Here is a 14,783-nt window from a genome sequence, read left to right on the forward strand (position 1 = left end):
GATACTCTTCAGGGTCCTGCCGACGCAGTTCATCCAATTCCTGCAGATCGCCGGACGGAACGTAATCGAGCAGATCGTGCGCAGGCGTCTGGTCGGTTACCACATCCGGCGTAATATTGCGGCGCACCAGTTCGGGGTAAATGTCCGCCGCATTGGCGGCCAAGCCGACGGAGAGCGGCCGCCGTTCTTTGACGGCCTGATCGACCCAGCGAAGGGCTTCTTCCAAGCTATAGGTCATCCGATCGCAGTAGCCTTCGCGAACCTTACGCTCGATGCGCTCCGGCCGCACCTCAACGTCGAGGATGACGCCGTCGTTCATGGTCACCGCCTGCGGTTGGGCGCCGCTCATGCCGCCCATGCCGGCGGTCAGCACCCATTTTCCGGCAAGCGTGCCGGAAAAATGTTGCTCAGCCAAAGCGCCGAGCGTCTGAAAGGTCCCCTGCAGAATCCCTTGCGTGCCGATATAGATCCACGATCCGGCGGTCATTTGGCCGTACATGATCAGTCCCAGCTCGTCATAGTGCTGAAAGTTTTCGGCCGTGCACCAAGCCGGCACAATGTTGCTGTTGGCGATCAGAACGCGCGGACTGTAGGGATGGGTTTGTACGATCCCCACAGCTTTCCCCGACTGAACCAATAGGGTCTCATCGGGTTCCAAGGCTTTGAGGGCGGCGACAATGCGGTTAAATTCGCGCCAATTGCGGGCGGCGCGGCCGCTGCCGCCGTAAACGATCAACTGATCGGGGTCGAGCGCAACTTCGGGATCGAGGTTGTTTTCCAGCATGCGCAAAGCCGCTTCGGCTTCCCAAGTTTTGGCGCGCAGAACGGTTCCGCGCTGCGCGCGAATCGGCGCCGTCGGCTTTTCCTCCATGTACATTGGTCGCGGGCACATAATCAGTCCTTATGCAGACCTCAAGAGACCGCTATTTGCCAAAATCGTACTCATGAGAGCTCGCCGGGAAGGAAAACATTTCATGAGCACATTGTTCAGCAACTGAACGGTTTACAGCACAAACTGGATTTCTTCCTGCGGCGTGCGACAATCCATGTCCAGGCCACGGTCGCGATGATCGATGATTTCGGCAATCGTGCCGACCGTGCGGCCGAGCAGAAAGAGCAGGAACACCACCTTTTGCGCCTGCGCGCGCGTCATGCGGCCTTCCTGGAGATCCCTCCACATCAGCTTCAGAGCAATGACGGCCAGAACCGCATCGACGTTGACGCAGAAAATATTGGGTGTCACGCCCTCGTCATGCAGTTCGACCACGAGATGATGATAAAATTCATGAAAAGCGTTATAGATGCCTTTGCCTTCCAATTCCTTGCGAATAAAATCTTCACGCGGATCGATATTGACGGCATTTCCCTTAAAAACCGGATGGTTAATACAGGGAATACGTTTGATGTCAAGATCGCCTTTGTCGCGCATGGACTGTTTATAGGCGGCATATGATTTGGCGGCGCGGTTGGCGAGCTCCTTCAGATTGAGCTTTTCATCCTTTTTGCCGGGATCCTGGAGCGGCACGCCCTGAAACTGTTCCAGCAGATATTCGACCGCTTCATAACCGTTGCCGCCGTGAGCGTAACCGGTATTGGTCAAAAAGCCGGCAAAGGCGGTCGGGATGTCGTTGCGGGCGCTGACCGACTCTTTGGCGCCTTTGGCGGAAAGCGTGCCGGGACCGTTGGTGGCCGTCAATCCCAATAGATAGCGGAATTCGGTCAGTTCTTCATCGTCCGGTTTTCGATTAAAGAGAATCTGGAAAAGGTTGCTGCTGAAGGAGGAGCCCAGATAGGGAGTGGTGCCGCTGACCAGCTTTTGCCAATATTTGTTTTCTTTTCGGTCGACGACCGAAAACGCCGCCGTTTGTGCGGCCAGATAGATGTAAAAAACGGCATCTTCAGCCGTCTGCCGGCTGATGCGTTTTTCCAGCATCTGATTCCAAAACATGCTGACGATCAGAGCGGCGAGGAGGAATTCGGTTTTGTTTCGAATTCCCTTGCCGCGTTCCTGCGCCATCTTGATGACATGATCGCAGAGCAGCACCGGCGGCCGACTGTTGACCGTGTGATGGATTTCCTTATAAAGAAGGTCGTCGTAATCGTGAACCGGAACGTTCTCGTCGGTCAGCAGCAGGTTGTTGATTTTTTCTTCCAGGGCGAGCCGCACCTGCTCGTCGTTTTCGAATTCCGGATACTCGCGCAACAGATCGATGATCAGCCGGCTGTCCGAACGGATCTGTTCGAGAAACGGCTGTTTGCCGATGAGGGCCGCCCGCGCCGCCAGCAGCGCATTCGGCGAACATCCGGAGGCGTCGGCCCATTCGAGAAGATCCAAAAGCGGCTTGTCGGTTTTCAAAAACATGTTCAACAGCATATTCATTCGGCGCAGGTCGCGGCGGCCGGGCATTACTTTGGCAAGCGCAAAGAAAAGATTCTCTTCAAAGGAAGTCGTGGACAGCTCGAGGACGCTTTTGCCGTGCAGCTCGGCCACCTGCGTTGCCGGGTCCATGCGGCTGGCGCCGGACTTGTTGCGCATATTCTGGCGAATATAGGACGCGCCGACCTGTTTGTTGATCTCTTTGATCTGCTCGTCGTAGGGCGGCATGGCCTGCACCACCGGCAGATGCAGCTCTTTCGGCAGCTTGATGATGTTGTCGCTGATCCATAGTTTGAGGGATAAATCGCCGGTCGGCGGAAAGTCGGGTTCTTCGTCGATCTTTTCGAACACCGCCCGCATGGCGTCGGGGAAATGCTGGATGGAGGTGACACGGACGCCGCGCTTGCTGACCAGCGGATTTTTCGGGTCAAAAGGCGGCACTTCAAAGTACTCGTCGAACCAACGCTCTTTGGACTCGGCATCGTCGCCGCTGCCCGCCAGCGCTCCGGCGTGGCCGCAGGCGCGGGTGATGTTCTTTTTCCATCGCCCGGTCACGCAGACGACGATCGGTTTGTTGAATCCGAAACGACGTTCCTTGATCCAATCCAGCGCCTGCTTTTCGTAATAGCCGCCGGGCTCGACGTACAGCGCCACCGCTTTGGTGCGCGGATCGTTCTGTGCCGCATAAAGAAATTCGGCCAGTGCAAAGTGAATGTAAACATCTTTTCCCGAGCTCACCGCCGTGGAGATGCCGAATCCGGCCAGCTTGAGGTATTGCGCGATGGTAGTGGTAAAGTTGCCCGAGTTGCTGTGAATGGCGATCGAGCCCTTCTGCAGCGTTTCTTCCGGGTTGTCGCCGCCGAGCGCCCCGCCGACCCGCACATGGTCCCATACGTTGGCGATGCCCAGACAATTGGCGCCGATGACGTCCACGCCGGCATTTTGACAAGTCCACCGCACGTTGCGCGAGTCACGTACCGACACCTTCTCGGTGACGATGACTATGCGCTTGAGATCCGGATTGAAACGCACAAATTCCCACACCGCCTGCGCCACAGCCGGCGGCGGCAGGTAGATGACGCCGATGTCGAACCAAATGCCTTTGTTCATGACGTCGCGCACGCTGCGATAAACGGGAATGTCGCCGATTTTGGTTTCCAGCACCCCCTCACGTCCGTACTGCACGCCGGCGACGACGTTCCCGCCGCTGTACTCGTGCGAAATCGGCGTCACTTTACGGCTTTCGTTCCCCAAGATGTTCACCACGCAGACGCGGGAATCCTTGGTCACCAGCTCTTCGAGCGAATGAATGCCGACGTAATAGGGAAACGGTTTTGTGATCAACTGTCTCATGGCTGCGCCCGATTTTCGTTTATTCAAGATTTTATCCCGAGTTTTTCATTATGATTTGGCAAACTTGGCTTCATATTCCGCGCGACCGACGCTGCCCCACCAGTCGTCGATCTGCTTGGCGTATTCCAACACGCCGATCATCGACGAATCGTAGCCGAACATTTTGTAAGGAAGCTTCAATCGGTCAAGGATGTCCTTGCCGTAGAACATGCCGCGGATGAGGTTGGGCCCGCCGCGGCCGATGACGGTGTAGATCGGCCGCTTGCCGTGCAAAGCAATGTGATCGCGCAGAGCGTCGAAAATGCCTTTGAAGGTGACATAGATATCGGTGTTATTGGCTTTGCCGCCGATGATCAGCAGGACGTTGGCCTGGTCATACCAATATTTGAAGATGATTCGGCTGATGCCGTACATTTTGTCATATGGAGGATTACCGCCGAAATCGGATGAAAAGATGGCCTTGGTGCCGAGTGTTTCGGTGGCCGCCGAGTTGGCGCCGCCGCCGAACATAAAGGGAATGATCGTGCCGTTCGGATTGAGCTCCAAAACGTCGCTCTGGCCCTGATAAGTCCGCAAGCGGTTGATTTCGGCCTCGAAGGGCGTGACGTCGGTCTGAAAGATCAGCGGCGAAAGTCCGGTGCGGCGCCAGGCCGGATTGTCTTGGTCGAACGCCGCCTTGAGGTCACAGGCCACCGGTGTCAGCTTGTTGCCTTCCTTTTTCATGCGGATGGGGTTGATTTCCAAATTGACGAACCCGTAATTGTCATAGAGCTGCCACAATAGCGGCAGGGTCTGCACCAACGGCGAGATGTACTTTTCCGGACAACCGATGTCGCCGAGCGCGTTGGTGATGTCGAATGACTTGATGCCGATGAAAGGATCGATCCAGATCACCTTCTTTTTTTCCGGCGGCACGCTTTCCACATCGACGCCGCCTTGGGTAGAGATGGTAAACACCGGCTTGCGCTCCCAAGTGGAAACCGAAATGCCGAAGTAAAGCTCCATGTCCGATTCGATGTACTCTTCGAACGTTACGCCGTTGGCGACATAGGTTTTGCCGTCCACGGTATGACGGGCAAAATAGAGCTCGCGCTTGGCTTCCATGGCGTCGAGAAGATTGTCGACAATGCGCACCAGGCCGGCCTTGCCCTTTTTGCCGATGCCGCCGTAAAAGACCGGCTTGACGACGATCTTGCCGTACTGATCGAGCATCTGCTGAATTTCGTCGCGCGTTGCGGCGTCGGTAAGCGTTTTTGCCACCGGAAATTCGACAAGGTTGAGCAGTTGGCTGCCGTATTTGAGTCCTGTCAGCTGCATGGCGTTTTTCCTATTGAATTATTCTCAGACCCTTAAAAAAACAAAAGGCACCCCCTTTTTGGGCGTGCCTTTATATTCTTTAAACTGTATTTTGTGATAGCCGCATGGCGGATAACCTAATTTGGGCGCGTGAAATTTAACAGTTTTGCGGCGAAAAGCAAGTTGTTTATTTTGCCTCTTTCTCCCGATGAGTTTGGAACCTCAACCGGCTTCTTTCCAATTGAATCTGATCGATCGGCTTTCTATATTTATTTCAAAACCAGGAGCTCGATGACTATGAATGTACGCCTTGTCTTCTTGATGATTTGGGTTGTTGCCGTCCTCGGCTGGGCTGCCGAGCCGTTTTCTCCTCAGGATGTGCTCGATCTTGTTTACCCTGTCGAAGCTGTTTTGAGTCCCGACGGCCGACATGTCGCTTACACGACGGCCGTCAGTCGCAAGCCCGACGAACCTGCCGGTTCCGCTTATCGCGAACTGCATCTTGTCTCCTTGCAGACCGGACAAGCAAAGCCGTTCATTACCGGAAAAGTCAATGTCTCTGCCGTGCAGTGGAGTCCGGACGGCCGCCTGATTTCGTTTCTCGACAAGCGCGGCGAAAAGTATACCCAAGTTTGGGCCATTCCGGTCGACGGCGGCGAAGCGCGGCAGTTGACCTTTGCCGACGCGAACGTGCGCGCCTACCGTTGGCGCCCCAACAGCCGTGAGATTGCCTATGTCGCCGAAACACCGGAAAGCAAAAAAGAGAAACAACTGAAAGAAAAGGGCTATGATTTTATTTTCTTCGAAGAAAACCTCAAGGATCGCAACCTTTATTTAATAACCGCAGGCGAAAAAAGCGAACCCCGCCAATTGACGACGGGAATGAGCGTGTGGGATTTAGAATTCAGTCCCGACGGCGCAGTGATTGCCGCGGCTGCTTCACCGCGCAATCTGGTCGACGACAGCTACATGTTCAAGCGCATTTATCTCATCGACGCGCGCACGGCTGAAAGCCGCCTGCTATACGATCCGCAGCGCAAGCTGGGTAATCTGTCGTTTTCTCCCGACGGCAAAAAGCTTGCCTTCAGCGCGGCTTTGTCGCAGTCTGATCATGCCGTCAGCCAGGCATTTGTCATCGACACGGCGGGGGGCGGTCCGGTCAATCTGACGCCGAAAAACTTTCGCGGCCATGTGGAACAGGTGTTTTGGCAGGACGACAAGACGGTGCTCTTTACCGCAGCCGAAGGGGTGTGGACGACTTTGAGCGCCGTTGCCGCGGCGGGAGGCCCCAGACGCATCGTCTATGACGCACAAAAAACAGGAGTCGTCTTTACCGATATTTCGGTTGGACGCAATAAAGCGGCGCTCCTCGGCTCCACGCCGACCTGCGCGGGTGACGTTTTTTTGTTCGACTATAAAAAAGGTCTCAAGCAGATGACCGATCTGAATCCCTGGCTGAAAGAACGACAGTTGGGCGAGCAGATCGTCGTTCGTTATCCGGCGCGCGACGGCGTCGAAATCGAGGGACTGCTGCTCTACCCCGTTGGTTACCGCAGCGGGGAACGTTATCCCTTGGTCGTGGTGGTGCACGGCGGTCCGGAAGCCAATTTCATCAACGGTTTCACCCAACTGACGCGTTACTTTATTGCCGGACAGGTTCTGGCCGGCCGAGGGTATTTCGTTTTTTATCCAAACTATCGCGCCAGTACCGGTTACGGAGTCGAGTTTGCCGCCGCGGGCTACGGAAATGCCGCAGGAGTCGAGTTTGACGACATTGCCGACGGCATCGATTGGCTGGCCGCACAGGGTCTTGTGGATCCGGAGCGCGTGGGATTGGGGGGCGGCTCTTACGGCGGATATGCGGCGGCCTGGTTTGCAAGCTATTATACCGCCAAAGTGCGTGCCGTCTGCATGTTCGTCGGCATCAGCGATCTGATCAGCAAACGACTCACGACCGACATTCCTTACGAAGAGCTCTATGTTCATTCCGGCAGGCCGCTTGAAGAGATGTGGCAGTTCAGTCTGCAGCGCAGTCCGATCTATTATGCTCATCAAAGCCGAACCGCGGTGCTGATCGTCGGCGGGGCCGAGGATACGCGGGTGCATCCCTCTCAGAGCCTCGAGTTCTATCGCGCGCTCAAGATGAACGGACACCCGGCCGTGCGCTGGGTGTTATATCCCAATGAAGGCCACGGCAACAGCCGTCAGCCTGGCCGCATCGATCTGCTGCATCGCCATCTGCAATGGTTCGATTGGTATGTCAAGGACAAAAAGCCGCTCGACGGACCATTGCCGCCTCTGGACATCAGCGAATGTTACGGCCTGGAGCTGAACGAGTGATCAACAAACAATAAAGCACGAATACGGTTTTGAGTCGGATAAATAAAATAGTCGTAGAAGTAAAGAAGTGAGGTAAAGATGAGAATCAAGGCAGTCACAATGGTCGTCTTGCTTGCCGCCGTCGCGCTGCAGGCTCAATTTCCTCGAGGCGTTGCCCGCGACACGAAAGGGTGGATTCCATTCCCCTTGACTTCGTTCAATGACGTCAAAGGCACCGCCTTGGACATGTCGTGGCTGTTGGAAGCTCCTGCCGGTCAGCACGGTTTCCTTCAGGTTCGCGGCGATAAATTCTATTTTGACGACGGCACGGAGGCGCGTTTCTGGGGCGGCAATATTTTCGGCGAGGCCAATTTCGGCGATCCCAAAGAGGCGGAATTTTTGGCTGACGTTATTGCCCGCTCAGGCGCCAATATCATCCGCATGCACCATCTGGATGTGGTCAAACCGTGGACCGACAAAATCGTGCAGCGGAGCCTGTTCGGCGGACAAAGACCGCCCACAACCCGAATGCTGGATCCGAAAAATCTCGACCGCTTTCATTACATGTTTTATTGCCTAAAGCAGCGCGGCATCTATATTTTCCTCAGCCACAACTCTTCGCGCTTTATTATGGGCGGCGACGGATTTCCCGGCGATCCGGAGGGCTTTGAGGACGTCGATCAAGGCTTGAAGGTCGAAGGCATGTTCGATCCCTATCTCATCGAATTGCAGAAGGAATATCTGCGCGCTCTTTTGACTACTGTAAACCCCTATACCGGCCTGCGTCTGATCGACGATCCGGCCATGGTGATGACCGAAATTACGAATGAAAATTCGCTGCTCTGGATTCAGCCCGACGGCACGTATGCCGTCAAGTCCAAGTATTACCGGCATATGCTGGGAAGGATGTTTGCTGAGTGGCTTAAAGGCAAATACGGCGATGAGGCTTCGTTACGCAAGGCGTGGTCGCAGGAGGGTAAAATTGCCCTTTTTGATGACGAGAACTTTGGCGAAGGTCACATCAAAATCCCTCATATTTATGTTACCGAACGAGATTGGCCGGTAAGTGCACAGCGCGCAAAAGACACTTATCGCTTTTTGGTCGAGCTGCAGGATAAGTACTACCAGGAAATGTATCGATTCCTGAAGGAGCTCGGCTTCAAAGGCGTCATTACCGGCAGCAACCATTGGCACAACGATCCGGCTGATCTCTATCTCAATGCCAAACTCGATTTCGTCGATCGACACTATTATTGGACGCATCCGCATCACATTTACAACTATCTCGCCGGGCAAGGTATTATGGCCGAACCCATGGTCAAACATCCGCGCGGGGGCAACATCGGCGAGAATGCGGTGCGCTGCGTCTACGGCAAACCGTTCACCATCTCCGAATGGCATAATCCGCTTCCCAATCCCTATCGAGCCGAAGGTACGCCGATAACGGCGGCCTACTCCTGTCTCCTCGATTGGCATCCGATGCAGTACGCTTACTGGGGCGCGCGCGAAGCCGAGCCGGATACCATCAACGCCTTTGAAGCGATGTTCGACCCGACGCAGTTCAATCTCCTTCCAATCAGCGCGCTGCTGTTTCATCGTCGCGATTTCAAGAGCGCCGAGCGCAGCTGGTTCGAAATTATGACTCCCGAACAAATATTGAATCCGCGTGCCGAAGCGCCGCATCCTGAGGCCGCCTTTATCGGCAAGTATGGGGTCGCCTTTACCGACCTCCAGGTGCCGAGCTGCAACGACGGCGCGCTTATAAAGGAAGCGCTGCAGTCCGACGGCGTTTACGTTTCCTCGACCGGTGAGCTGAAATGGGACACGAAGGAGGGCGTGGTAACGCTCAACTCCCCACTTACTCAGGGAGTCATTGGCTTTATCGGCGGCAAACGGCTGGAAACGCGGGACTGGATTTTTGAGCCCGCAACCGAGTTTGCCGTAATTCTCACTTCGTCCTTGACCAACGAGAGGCCGGCAAACAGCAGCCGAATTCTCGTTTCCACTTCGGCCGATGCACGCATGAGCGGCCTGGAGACCAACACGGATTTTACGCTGATCACCAAAACCGGCAAATTTCCATTTCTGATGCAGCCGGTCGAGGGCAAGATTACCCTCAAGACGTCGGCGCCGATTCGCGTCTATCGCCTGTCCCCGGGAGGAAAGAGAGCAGGGGAGATTAAAACTCTCCGCACCGAAGAGGGAGTGGTCATTCCGCTGGCAGCCTCGAACAAAGCGATGCATTATGAAATCGTCCGCTGAAATGCAGGTAGAGTCGTTGGCTCTGTATGGATCGTAAAACCATATTGAAAAACCTGGCGGCCGGTTTTCTGCCGCTGCTGATCTTTATCATCGCCGATGAGTTGTTCGATCTGCTTGTCAGCCTGGCGATCGCTCTGGGCGTCAGCCTGATTTATCTTTTGATCGGTTGGCTGCGGGACAAGCGGATAGACCGCTTTGCTCTTCTCGATGTTTTGTTGATCGGTGTATTGGGCGGGGTGTCTTTGGCTTTTGACAACCCCGCTTTCCTGCTCGTCAAGCCGGCCGTCATCGAACTAGTCTTTGTCGCGCTTATCGGCGTGACGGTGTTTACAAAGAATCCATTGCTCATCCGTATGACGCAGCGCTACATGGGGGGAGCCGAATTGAGTCCGGCGCAGCAGCAGATCATGCGCCGTATGCTGCGCGGCATGTTCTGGCTGCTGCTCGTCCATACCGCGGCAATCGTGGCGACGGCGATCTATGTCGGTGAGCCGGGAAGTCCGGGGTACCTGCAGCGCAAAGAGCTTTGGGCGTTCGTCAGCGGTGGGCTGCTTTATCTGCTGTTAGCGGCCATGATCGTCGGACAGTTCATCAAAGGCAAGGCGGCGCAGCGCCGGCTGCTGCGACGCTATCGCGATGATGAATGGTTCGATCTCGTCACGCCGGAAGGCAAAGTCATCGGCAAAGCGCCCCGCTCTTTATGCCACGGCAATCCCGATCTGCTGCATCCGGTGGTGCACGTGCATGTGTTCAACTCAAAGGGCGAGCTTTGGCTGCAAAAGCGCGGGGCGAACAAGGAAATTCAGCCCGGTAAATGGGATACTTCCGTAGGCGGCCACGTCAGCAGCGGCGAAAAAATCGAGCAGGCGCTCCTGCGCGAAGTTCGTGAGGAGCTTGGCATCGATGTGCTGGCGAATGAGCCTCTCTTTCGCTACGTCATGCGCTCGAATTACCAAAGCGAGCTGGTTTATGCTTTTCGCGGCTTTCATGACGGACCTTTTTATCCCCCGAAAGATGAAATCGAAGAGGGCCGGTTTTGGAAAATCAGCGAGATTCGGCGCGCCTTGGGCAAGGGCATTCTAACCCCCAATTTCGAGCAGGAATTTGCCCTTTTGGAAAAGCTCAAGATTGTCTGAAGCTTCGGAACGTTTCTAAGCGAAACAGGCGGAGCAGGCAAAAAAATACTTGCATTTTTTTTTAAATCCATTATCTTTTATGCCGCAAAAGGCGGGAGTAGTTCAGTGGTAGAACACAACCTTGCCAAGGTTGGGGTCGCGAGTTCGAGCCTCGTCTCCCGCTCTTTTAAAGCCTCGGTTAATAACCGGGGCTTTTCTGTTTTCAGCCTGCGCCGTATTTCTGCATGTCGAGCCTGCTGTATTCTTGAGGTGCTTATGATCAGATCGTTTTTTCTTTTCGGATTGGCGGCGTACTGCCTGACGGCCGCAGAGCTGCCCATCCCCATCGAAGAGATCGAACGCGCTCTGGATAATGAGCTGCACGCCTGGTATCCCCGCTGCATCGATACGGTTTACGGCGGCTACTTGACGCACTTTGACGCCCGCTGGCAGCCGCTCGCCCGGCAAAATAAAATGATCGTCACTCAGGCGCGCTGCCTGTGGACCGCCTGCAAGGCGGCGATGCTTTTTCCGCAGGACGGCCGCTATCGTTCGGCCGCTGAGGCCGGCTTGCCGTTTTTACGCGAAAAGATGTGGGACTTGGTCTACGGCGGTTTTTATCAAGAGCGCAGCCGGGAGGGCGGACCGATCTTTGAAGGCTACACCGATGAAAAACGCGTCTACGGCAACGCCTTCGGTCTTTACGCGGTCACTGCCTATTATGAACTGACGCACGATCCGAAAGCGCTGGAATTCGCCAAAGAAATTTTTAATTGGATAGAAAAGACTGCCTACGATTCGACCAACGGCGGCTATTTCGATTACATCCGTCGCGACGGCCGCGTTTACGGCAAAGGATACGGCTCCTCGACCGGCGATTCCCTGCTCTTCGGCTATAAGGATCAGAATGCAACCATCCACTTGCTGGAAGCCTACAGCGAGCTCTATCGTCAATGGCCTGATCCCTTCCTGCGCGAACGGCTGCTCGCTCTGCATCATCTCGTCCGCGATGTCTTTACCGGCTCGGAAGGATATATGCGTCTGTTTTTTACTTCCGACTGGCAGCCGGTTTCGCACCGCGATTCAACGGAAGCTTTTATTCTCCGCAATTATTACTATGATCACATTTCCTTCGGCCACGACATCGAGACCGCCTATTTGCTGCTTGAAGCTTCGGATGCTTTGGGTTTAAAGCAGGATGAAAAGACGCTTACCGTCGCCAAGAAAAAGATCGATTTTGTGCTCGATTACGGTTGGGATGTGGAAAAGGGGGGCGTTTACCATGCCGGCTACTGGTTCAAGGGAGAATCTTTGCCAAGGGTCATCAAACGCGAAAAAGATTGGTGGGCGCAGGCCGAAGCGCTCAACTCGCTGCTAATGATCTCGCTGCTCTATCCCAATGAGCGGCGCTATCGGCCTGCACTCCAAAAACAGTGGGAGTATATCAAAACCTATCTCATCGACTGGGAAAACGGCAGCTGGTTTTCCTTAGGACTGGATGAGACTCCTGCAGCCGCCGGTGCTCCCAAAGCGCACGCCTGGAAAGGGCCCTACCACACCGGCCGCGCCTTGATGAACTGCCTTAAAATGCTGCACACGGGCAGGCTGTTCGATGATCACGTGTCCCAGTGATTCTCTTCCTGACTCGACCACTCCTCCGGCCGCGTTTTGATGTCGTATTTTTTGATCTTTACATGTAAATTCTGCCGCGGCATGCCGGCAATGCGTGCGGCTTTGGAAATGTTGCCGTGCGTTCGCCGCAGCAAATCCAAAATATATTCTCTCTCGAAATGATACTTGGCTTCGTTGTAGGGAATGAGCTGTTCGCACGACGGCCACCAGCGCGGTGAAGTCGAGTGCAGCTCGAGGGGCAGCTCCTCCGCACCGATCCAGTCGGTGTCCGTAAGCGCCACCACACGTTCGATGATGTTTTCCAGTTCGCGTACGTTTCCAGGCCAATGATAAGCCTGCAGCAATTCAATAGCTTCCGGCTTGAAATAAATGCCCAAATGATGATGCTTTTGTGAATATTTGCGCAGAAAATGACGAGCCAGGGGTTCGATGTCTTCCGGCCGCTCACGCAGTGGAGGAATCTCGATGGTGATGACGTTGATGCGATAATAGAGATCTTCGCGAAACTTGTTCTGCTCCACCAGCTTTTTCAAGTTGCGATTGGTGGCGGCAATGATGCGCGCCTTGCTGAAACGCTCTTCGCTGTCGCCGATACGAAAATAGGATCCGTCCTGCAGCACCCGCAGGAGCTTGACCTGCGTCGCCATGCTCAGCTCGCCGATCTCGTCCAAAAACAACGTCCCGTTCTCCGCCAGTTCAAAAAACCCTTTTTGGCTCTTATACGCGCCGGTATAGGCCCCCTTTTCGTGACCAAAAAGCGCGCTCTCCAGGAGCGTGTCGGGTATGCCGGCTGCATGCACCGGCACAAAGCGGCCGTTGCGGACATGGCTGTTCTGATGAATCATGCGCGCTACGACTTCTTTGCCCGTTCCCGTTTCCCCGACGATGAGCACGGTCGAATCGAGCGGCGCCACCTTGCGGATCAAGCGTCGGATATGAGCAATGGCCTCACTACGGCCGATCAGCAATTCGCCTTCCATGAGCGCCTGACAGACTTCGGTTTCATTCACGGTCCCCTCACCTCTTCCTGATTGTGGTTCCAGACTTTTCTTATCAATAAGCATGCCGTTTTTACGAGACGAACCTGCAAAAAAAATCGAACTGGAAAAAAATCATAATAGCAATAAAATTAGGATGATAAGCTGCCATATTCTGATTGAGGCGAGTATCCTCTTTTTTGTAAAGGCATATGAAAGATTCGAGATTGTGGCGTCCGGTCTACACTTTCCGCTCATTACTGTGACCGTCAAACGGTCTTGTTTGCTGAGCGCCGGATTTGTATATTCTATCAATTTGGAGAAAAGATGAAACTGCTGCATTTTTCCGATACCCACTTGGGGTTTTCCGACACGTATCGTATCGATCCGCAGAGCGGGCTCAATCAACGCGAACAGGATTTCTATGACGCGTGGCGGCAGGTGATCGAGGCCGTCCTTGAGCTGAAGCCGGATTTCGTCGTGCATGCCGGTGATCTTTTTCACACGCCTCGACCGAGCAATCGCGCCATTCGCGTTGCTTTGGAGGGCATTCAACAGGTCAGCAGCGCCTGCATTCCGTTCATCCTGGTTTCCGGGAATCACGAGACGCCGCGCATCCGCAGCACCGGCTCGATTTTCGAGGCTGTTGCGCTTTTCCCCAACGTCTATGCCGCCTATCGCAGCCGGCTGGAAACATTTGTCGTCAAGGACGTCGAGTTTACTTGTCTGCCGCATTGTTCGACGCAGGAAGAACTCGAACTCGCCTTGAAGGAGCTGCAGGGTCTTGGCGAAGCTTTGCGCCCCCGCATTCTGGTGACGCACGGCGCCTGGAGCCGCAGCGAGTACGGCATGGGCGAATTCAACGAGCAGCGTCTGCCTGATCTGGAGGAAACCGCCGGTGTGAGGTTCAATTATGTTGCCCTCGGCCATTATCATCGTCCCGTCGAGATTCGTCCGAACGTCTGTTACTCCGGCTCGACCGAGCGCACCAGCTTTAACGAGCATGCCAACGCCTGCGGCTACCTTGTCGTCGATCTGACGACCGGCGAGCGGCAGCGGTATGAAATTCGGACGCGCCCGATGCTCAAGTTGCCGATCCTTGACTGCAGCGGCAAATCGGTTGCTGACATAATTCAGGACGTCGCCGTGTCGGCATCAACGGTGCCTGAAGGGGCGATGGTGCAGCTTTGTCTGGACAATGTTGAACCGGACGCCTTTCTCAAGCTCGACATGCGGCAGATCGACGATCTTTTCCGACGTGCCCTTTATTTGGAAAAGCAGCTTTTTCGCCGTATCGACGAAAGGCAGAACGTGCAAAGCGGAACCAGCATGATCCGCCCGCTGCCGATCGAGTTTGCCGCCTTTCTTGAGTCGCTGCCGGACAATTCGTATTCCAAAGAAAAGCTGCTGCAGCTGGGCATTCGTTATCTGAGCATGGAGTAAATCGGGCGC

The 14,783-nt window shown here is 54.8% G+C and carries 9 protein-coding genes and 1 tRNA gene; 6 read left to right on the forward strand and 4 right to left on the reverse strand.

Going from position 1 to position 14,783, the window contains the following annotated elements; all coding sequences use genetic code 11:
- The 3 genes from ONB24_01100 to ONB24_01110 all read right to left on the reverse strand — a co-directional run.
- Nucleotides 1–892: urocanate hydratase (locus ONB24_01100; protein ID MDZ7314698.1), on the reverse strand; the 892-nt coding region annotated here is incomplete at its 3' end.
- A gap of 111 nt (nt 893–1,003) precedes the next feature.
- Nucleotides 1,004–3,730 (reverse strand): CoA-binding protein, encoded by a 2,727-nt coding sequence (locus ONB24_01105; protein ID MDZ7314699.1) that lies wholly within the window; start codon nt 3,728–3,730, stop codon nt 1,004–1,006.
- A 48-nt stretch (nt 3,731–3,778) separates the two neighbouring features.
- Nucleotides 3,779–5,047, reverse strand: a complete 1,269-nt coding sequence (locus tag ONB24_01110) for a carboxylate--amine ligase (protein MDZ7314700.1) — start codon at nt 5,045–5,047, stop codon at nt 3,779–3,781.
- A 276-nt stretch (nt 5,048–5,323) separates the two neighbouring features.
- On the opposite strand from ONB24_01110, the gene ONB24_01115 reads away from it, so the two are divergent.
- The 5 genes from ONB24_01115 (at nt 5,324) to ONB24_01135 (ending at nt 12,354) form a co-directional block, all read left to right on the forward strand.
- Nucleotides 5,324–7,366 (forward strand): S9 family peptidase, encoded by a 2,043-nt coding sequence (locus ONB24_01115; GenBank protein ID MDZ7314701.1) that lies wholly within the window; start codon nt 5,324–5,326, stop codon nt 7,364–7,366.
- A gap of 78 nt (nt 7,367–7,444) precedes the next feature.
- The gene (locus ONB24_01120) at nt 7,445–9,607 is read left to right on the forward strand and encodes a hypothetical protein (protein MDZ7314702.1); all 2,163 of its coding nucleotides are present in this window, start codon (nt 7,445–7,447) and stop codon (nt 9,605–9,607) included.
- Nucleotides 9,608–9,633: 26 nt separating this feature from the next.
- Entirely contained in the window at nt 9,634–10,743 is a 1,110-nt protein-coding gene (locus tag ONB24_01125) for an NUDIX domain-containing protein (protein ID MDZ7314703.1), read from the forward strand.
- A gap of 91 nt (nt 10,744–10,834) precedes the next feature.
- Nucleotides 10,835–10,906: transfer RNA gene (locus ONB24_01130), tRNA-Gly, on the forward strand.
- A gap of 92 nt (nt 10,907–10,998) precedes the next feature.
- Complete coding sequence (locus ONB24_01135; GenBank protein MDZ7314704.1) at nt 10,999–12,354, forward strand: AGE family epimerase/isomerase; 1,356 nt, start codon at nt 10,999–11,001, stop codon at nt 12,352–12,354.
- Here ONB24_01135 and ONB24_01140 read toward each other — a convergent pair.
- On the reverse strand, nt 12,339–13,364 hold the full coding sequence (locus ONB24_01140; GenBank protein MDZ7314705.1) for a sigma-54 dependent transcriptional regulator: 1,026 nt from the start codon (nt 13,362–13,364) through the stop codon (nt 12,339–12,341). The genes ONB24_01135 and ONB24_01140 overlap by 16 nt on opposite strands.
- Before the next feature lie 294 nt (nt 13,365–13,658).
- Here ONB24_01140 and ONB24_01145 point away from each other — a divergent pair, with 294 nt between their 5' ends.
- A complete protein-coding gene (locus ONB24_01145; protein MDZ7314706.1) occupies nt 13,659–14,774 on the forward strand; it encodes an exonuclease SbcCD subunit D in 1,116 nt (371 codons plus the stop codon).
- Nucleotides 14,775–14,783: the final 9 nt, after the last annotated feature.

It is taken from the genome of candidate division KSB1 bacterium, assembly GCA_034505495.1.
In the GTDB taxonomy this organism is placed as follows: domain Bacteria; phylum Zhuqueibacterota; class Zhuqueibacteria; order Residuimicrobiales; family Krinioviventaceae; genus Fontimicrobium_A.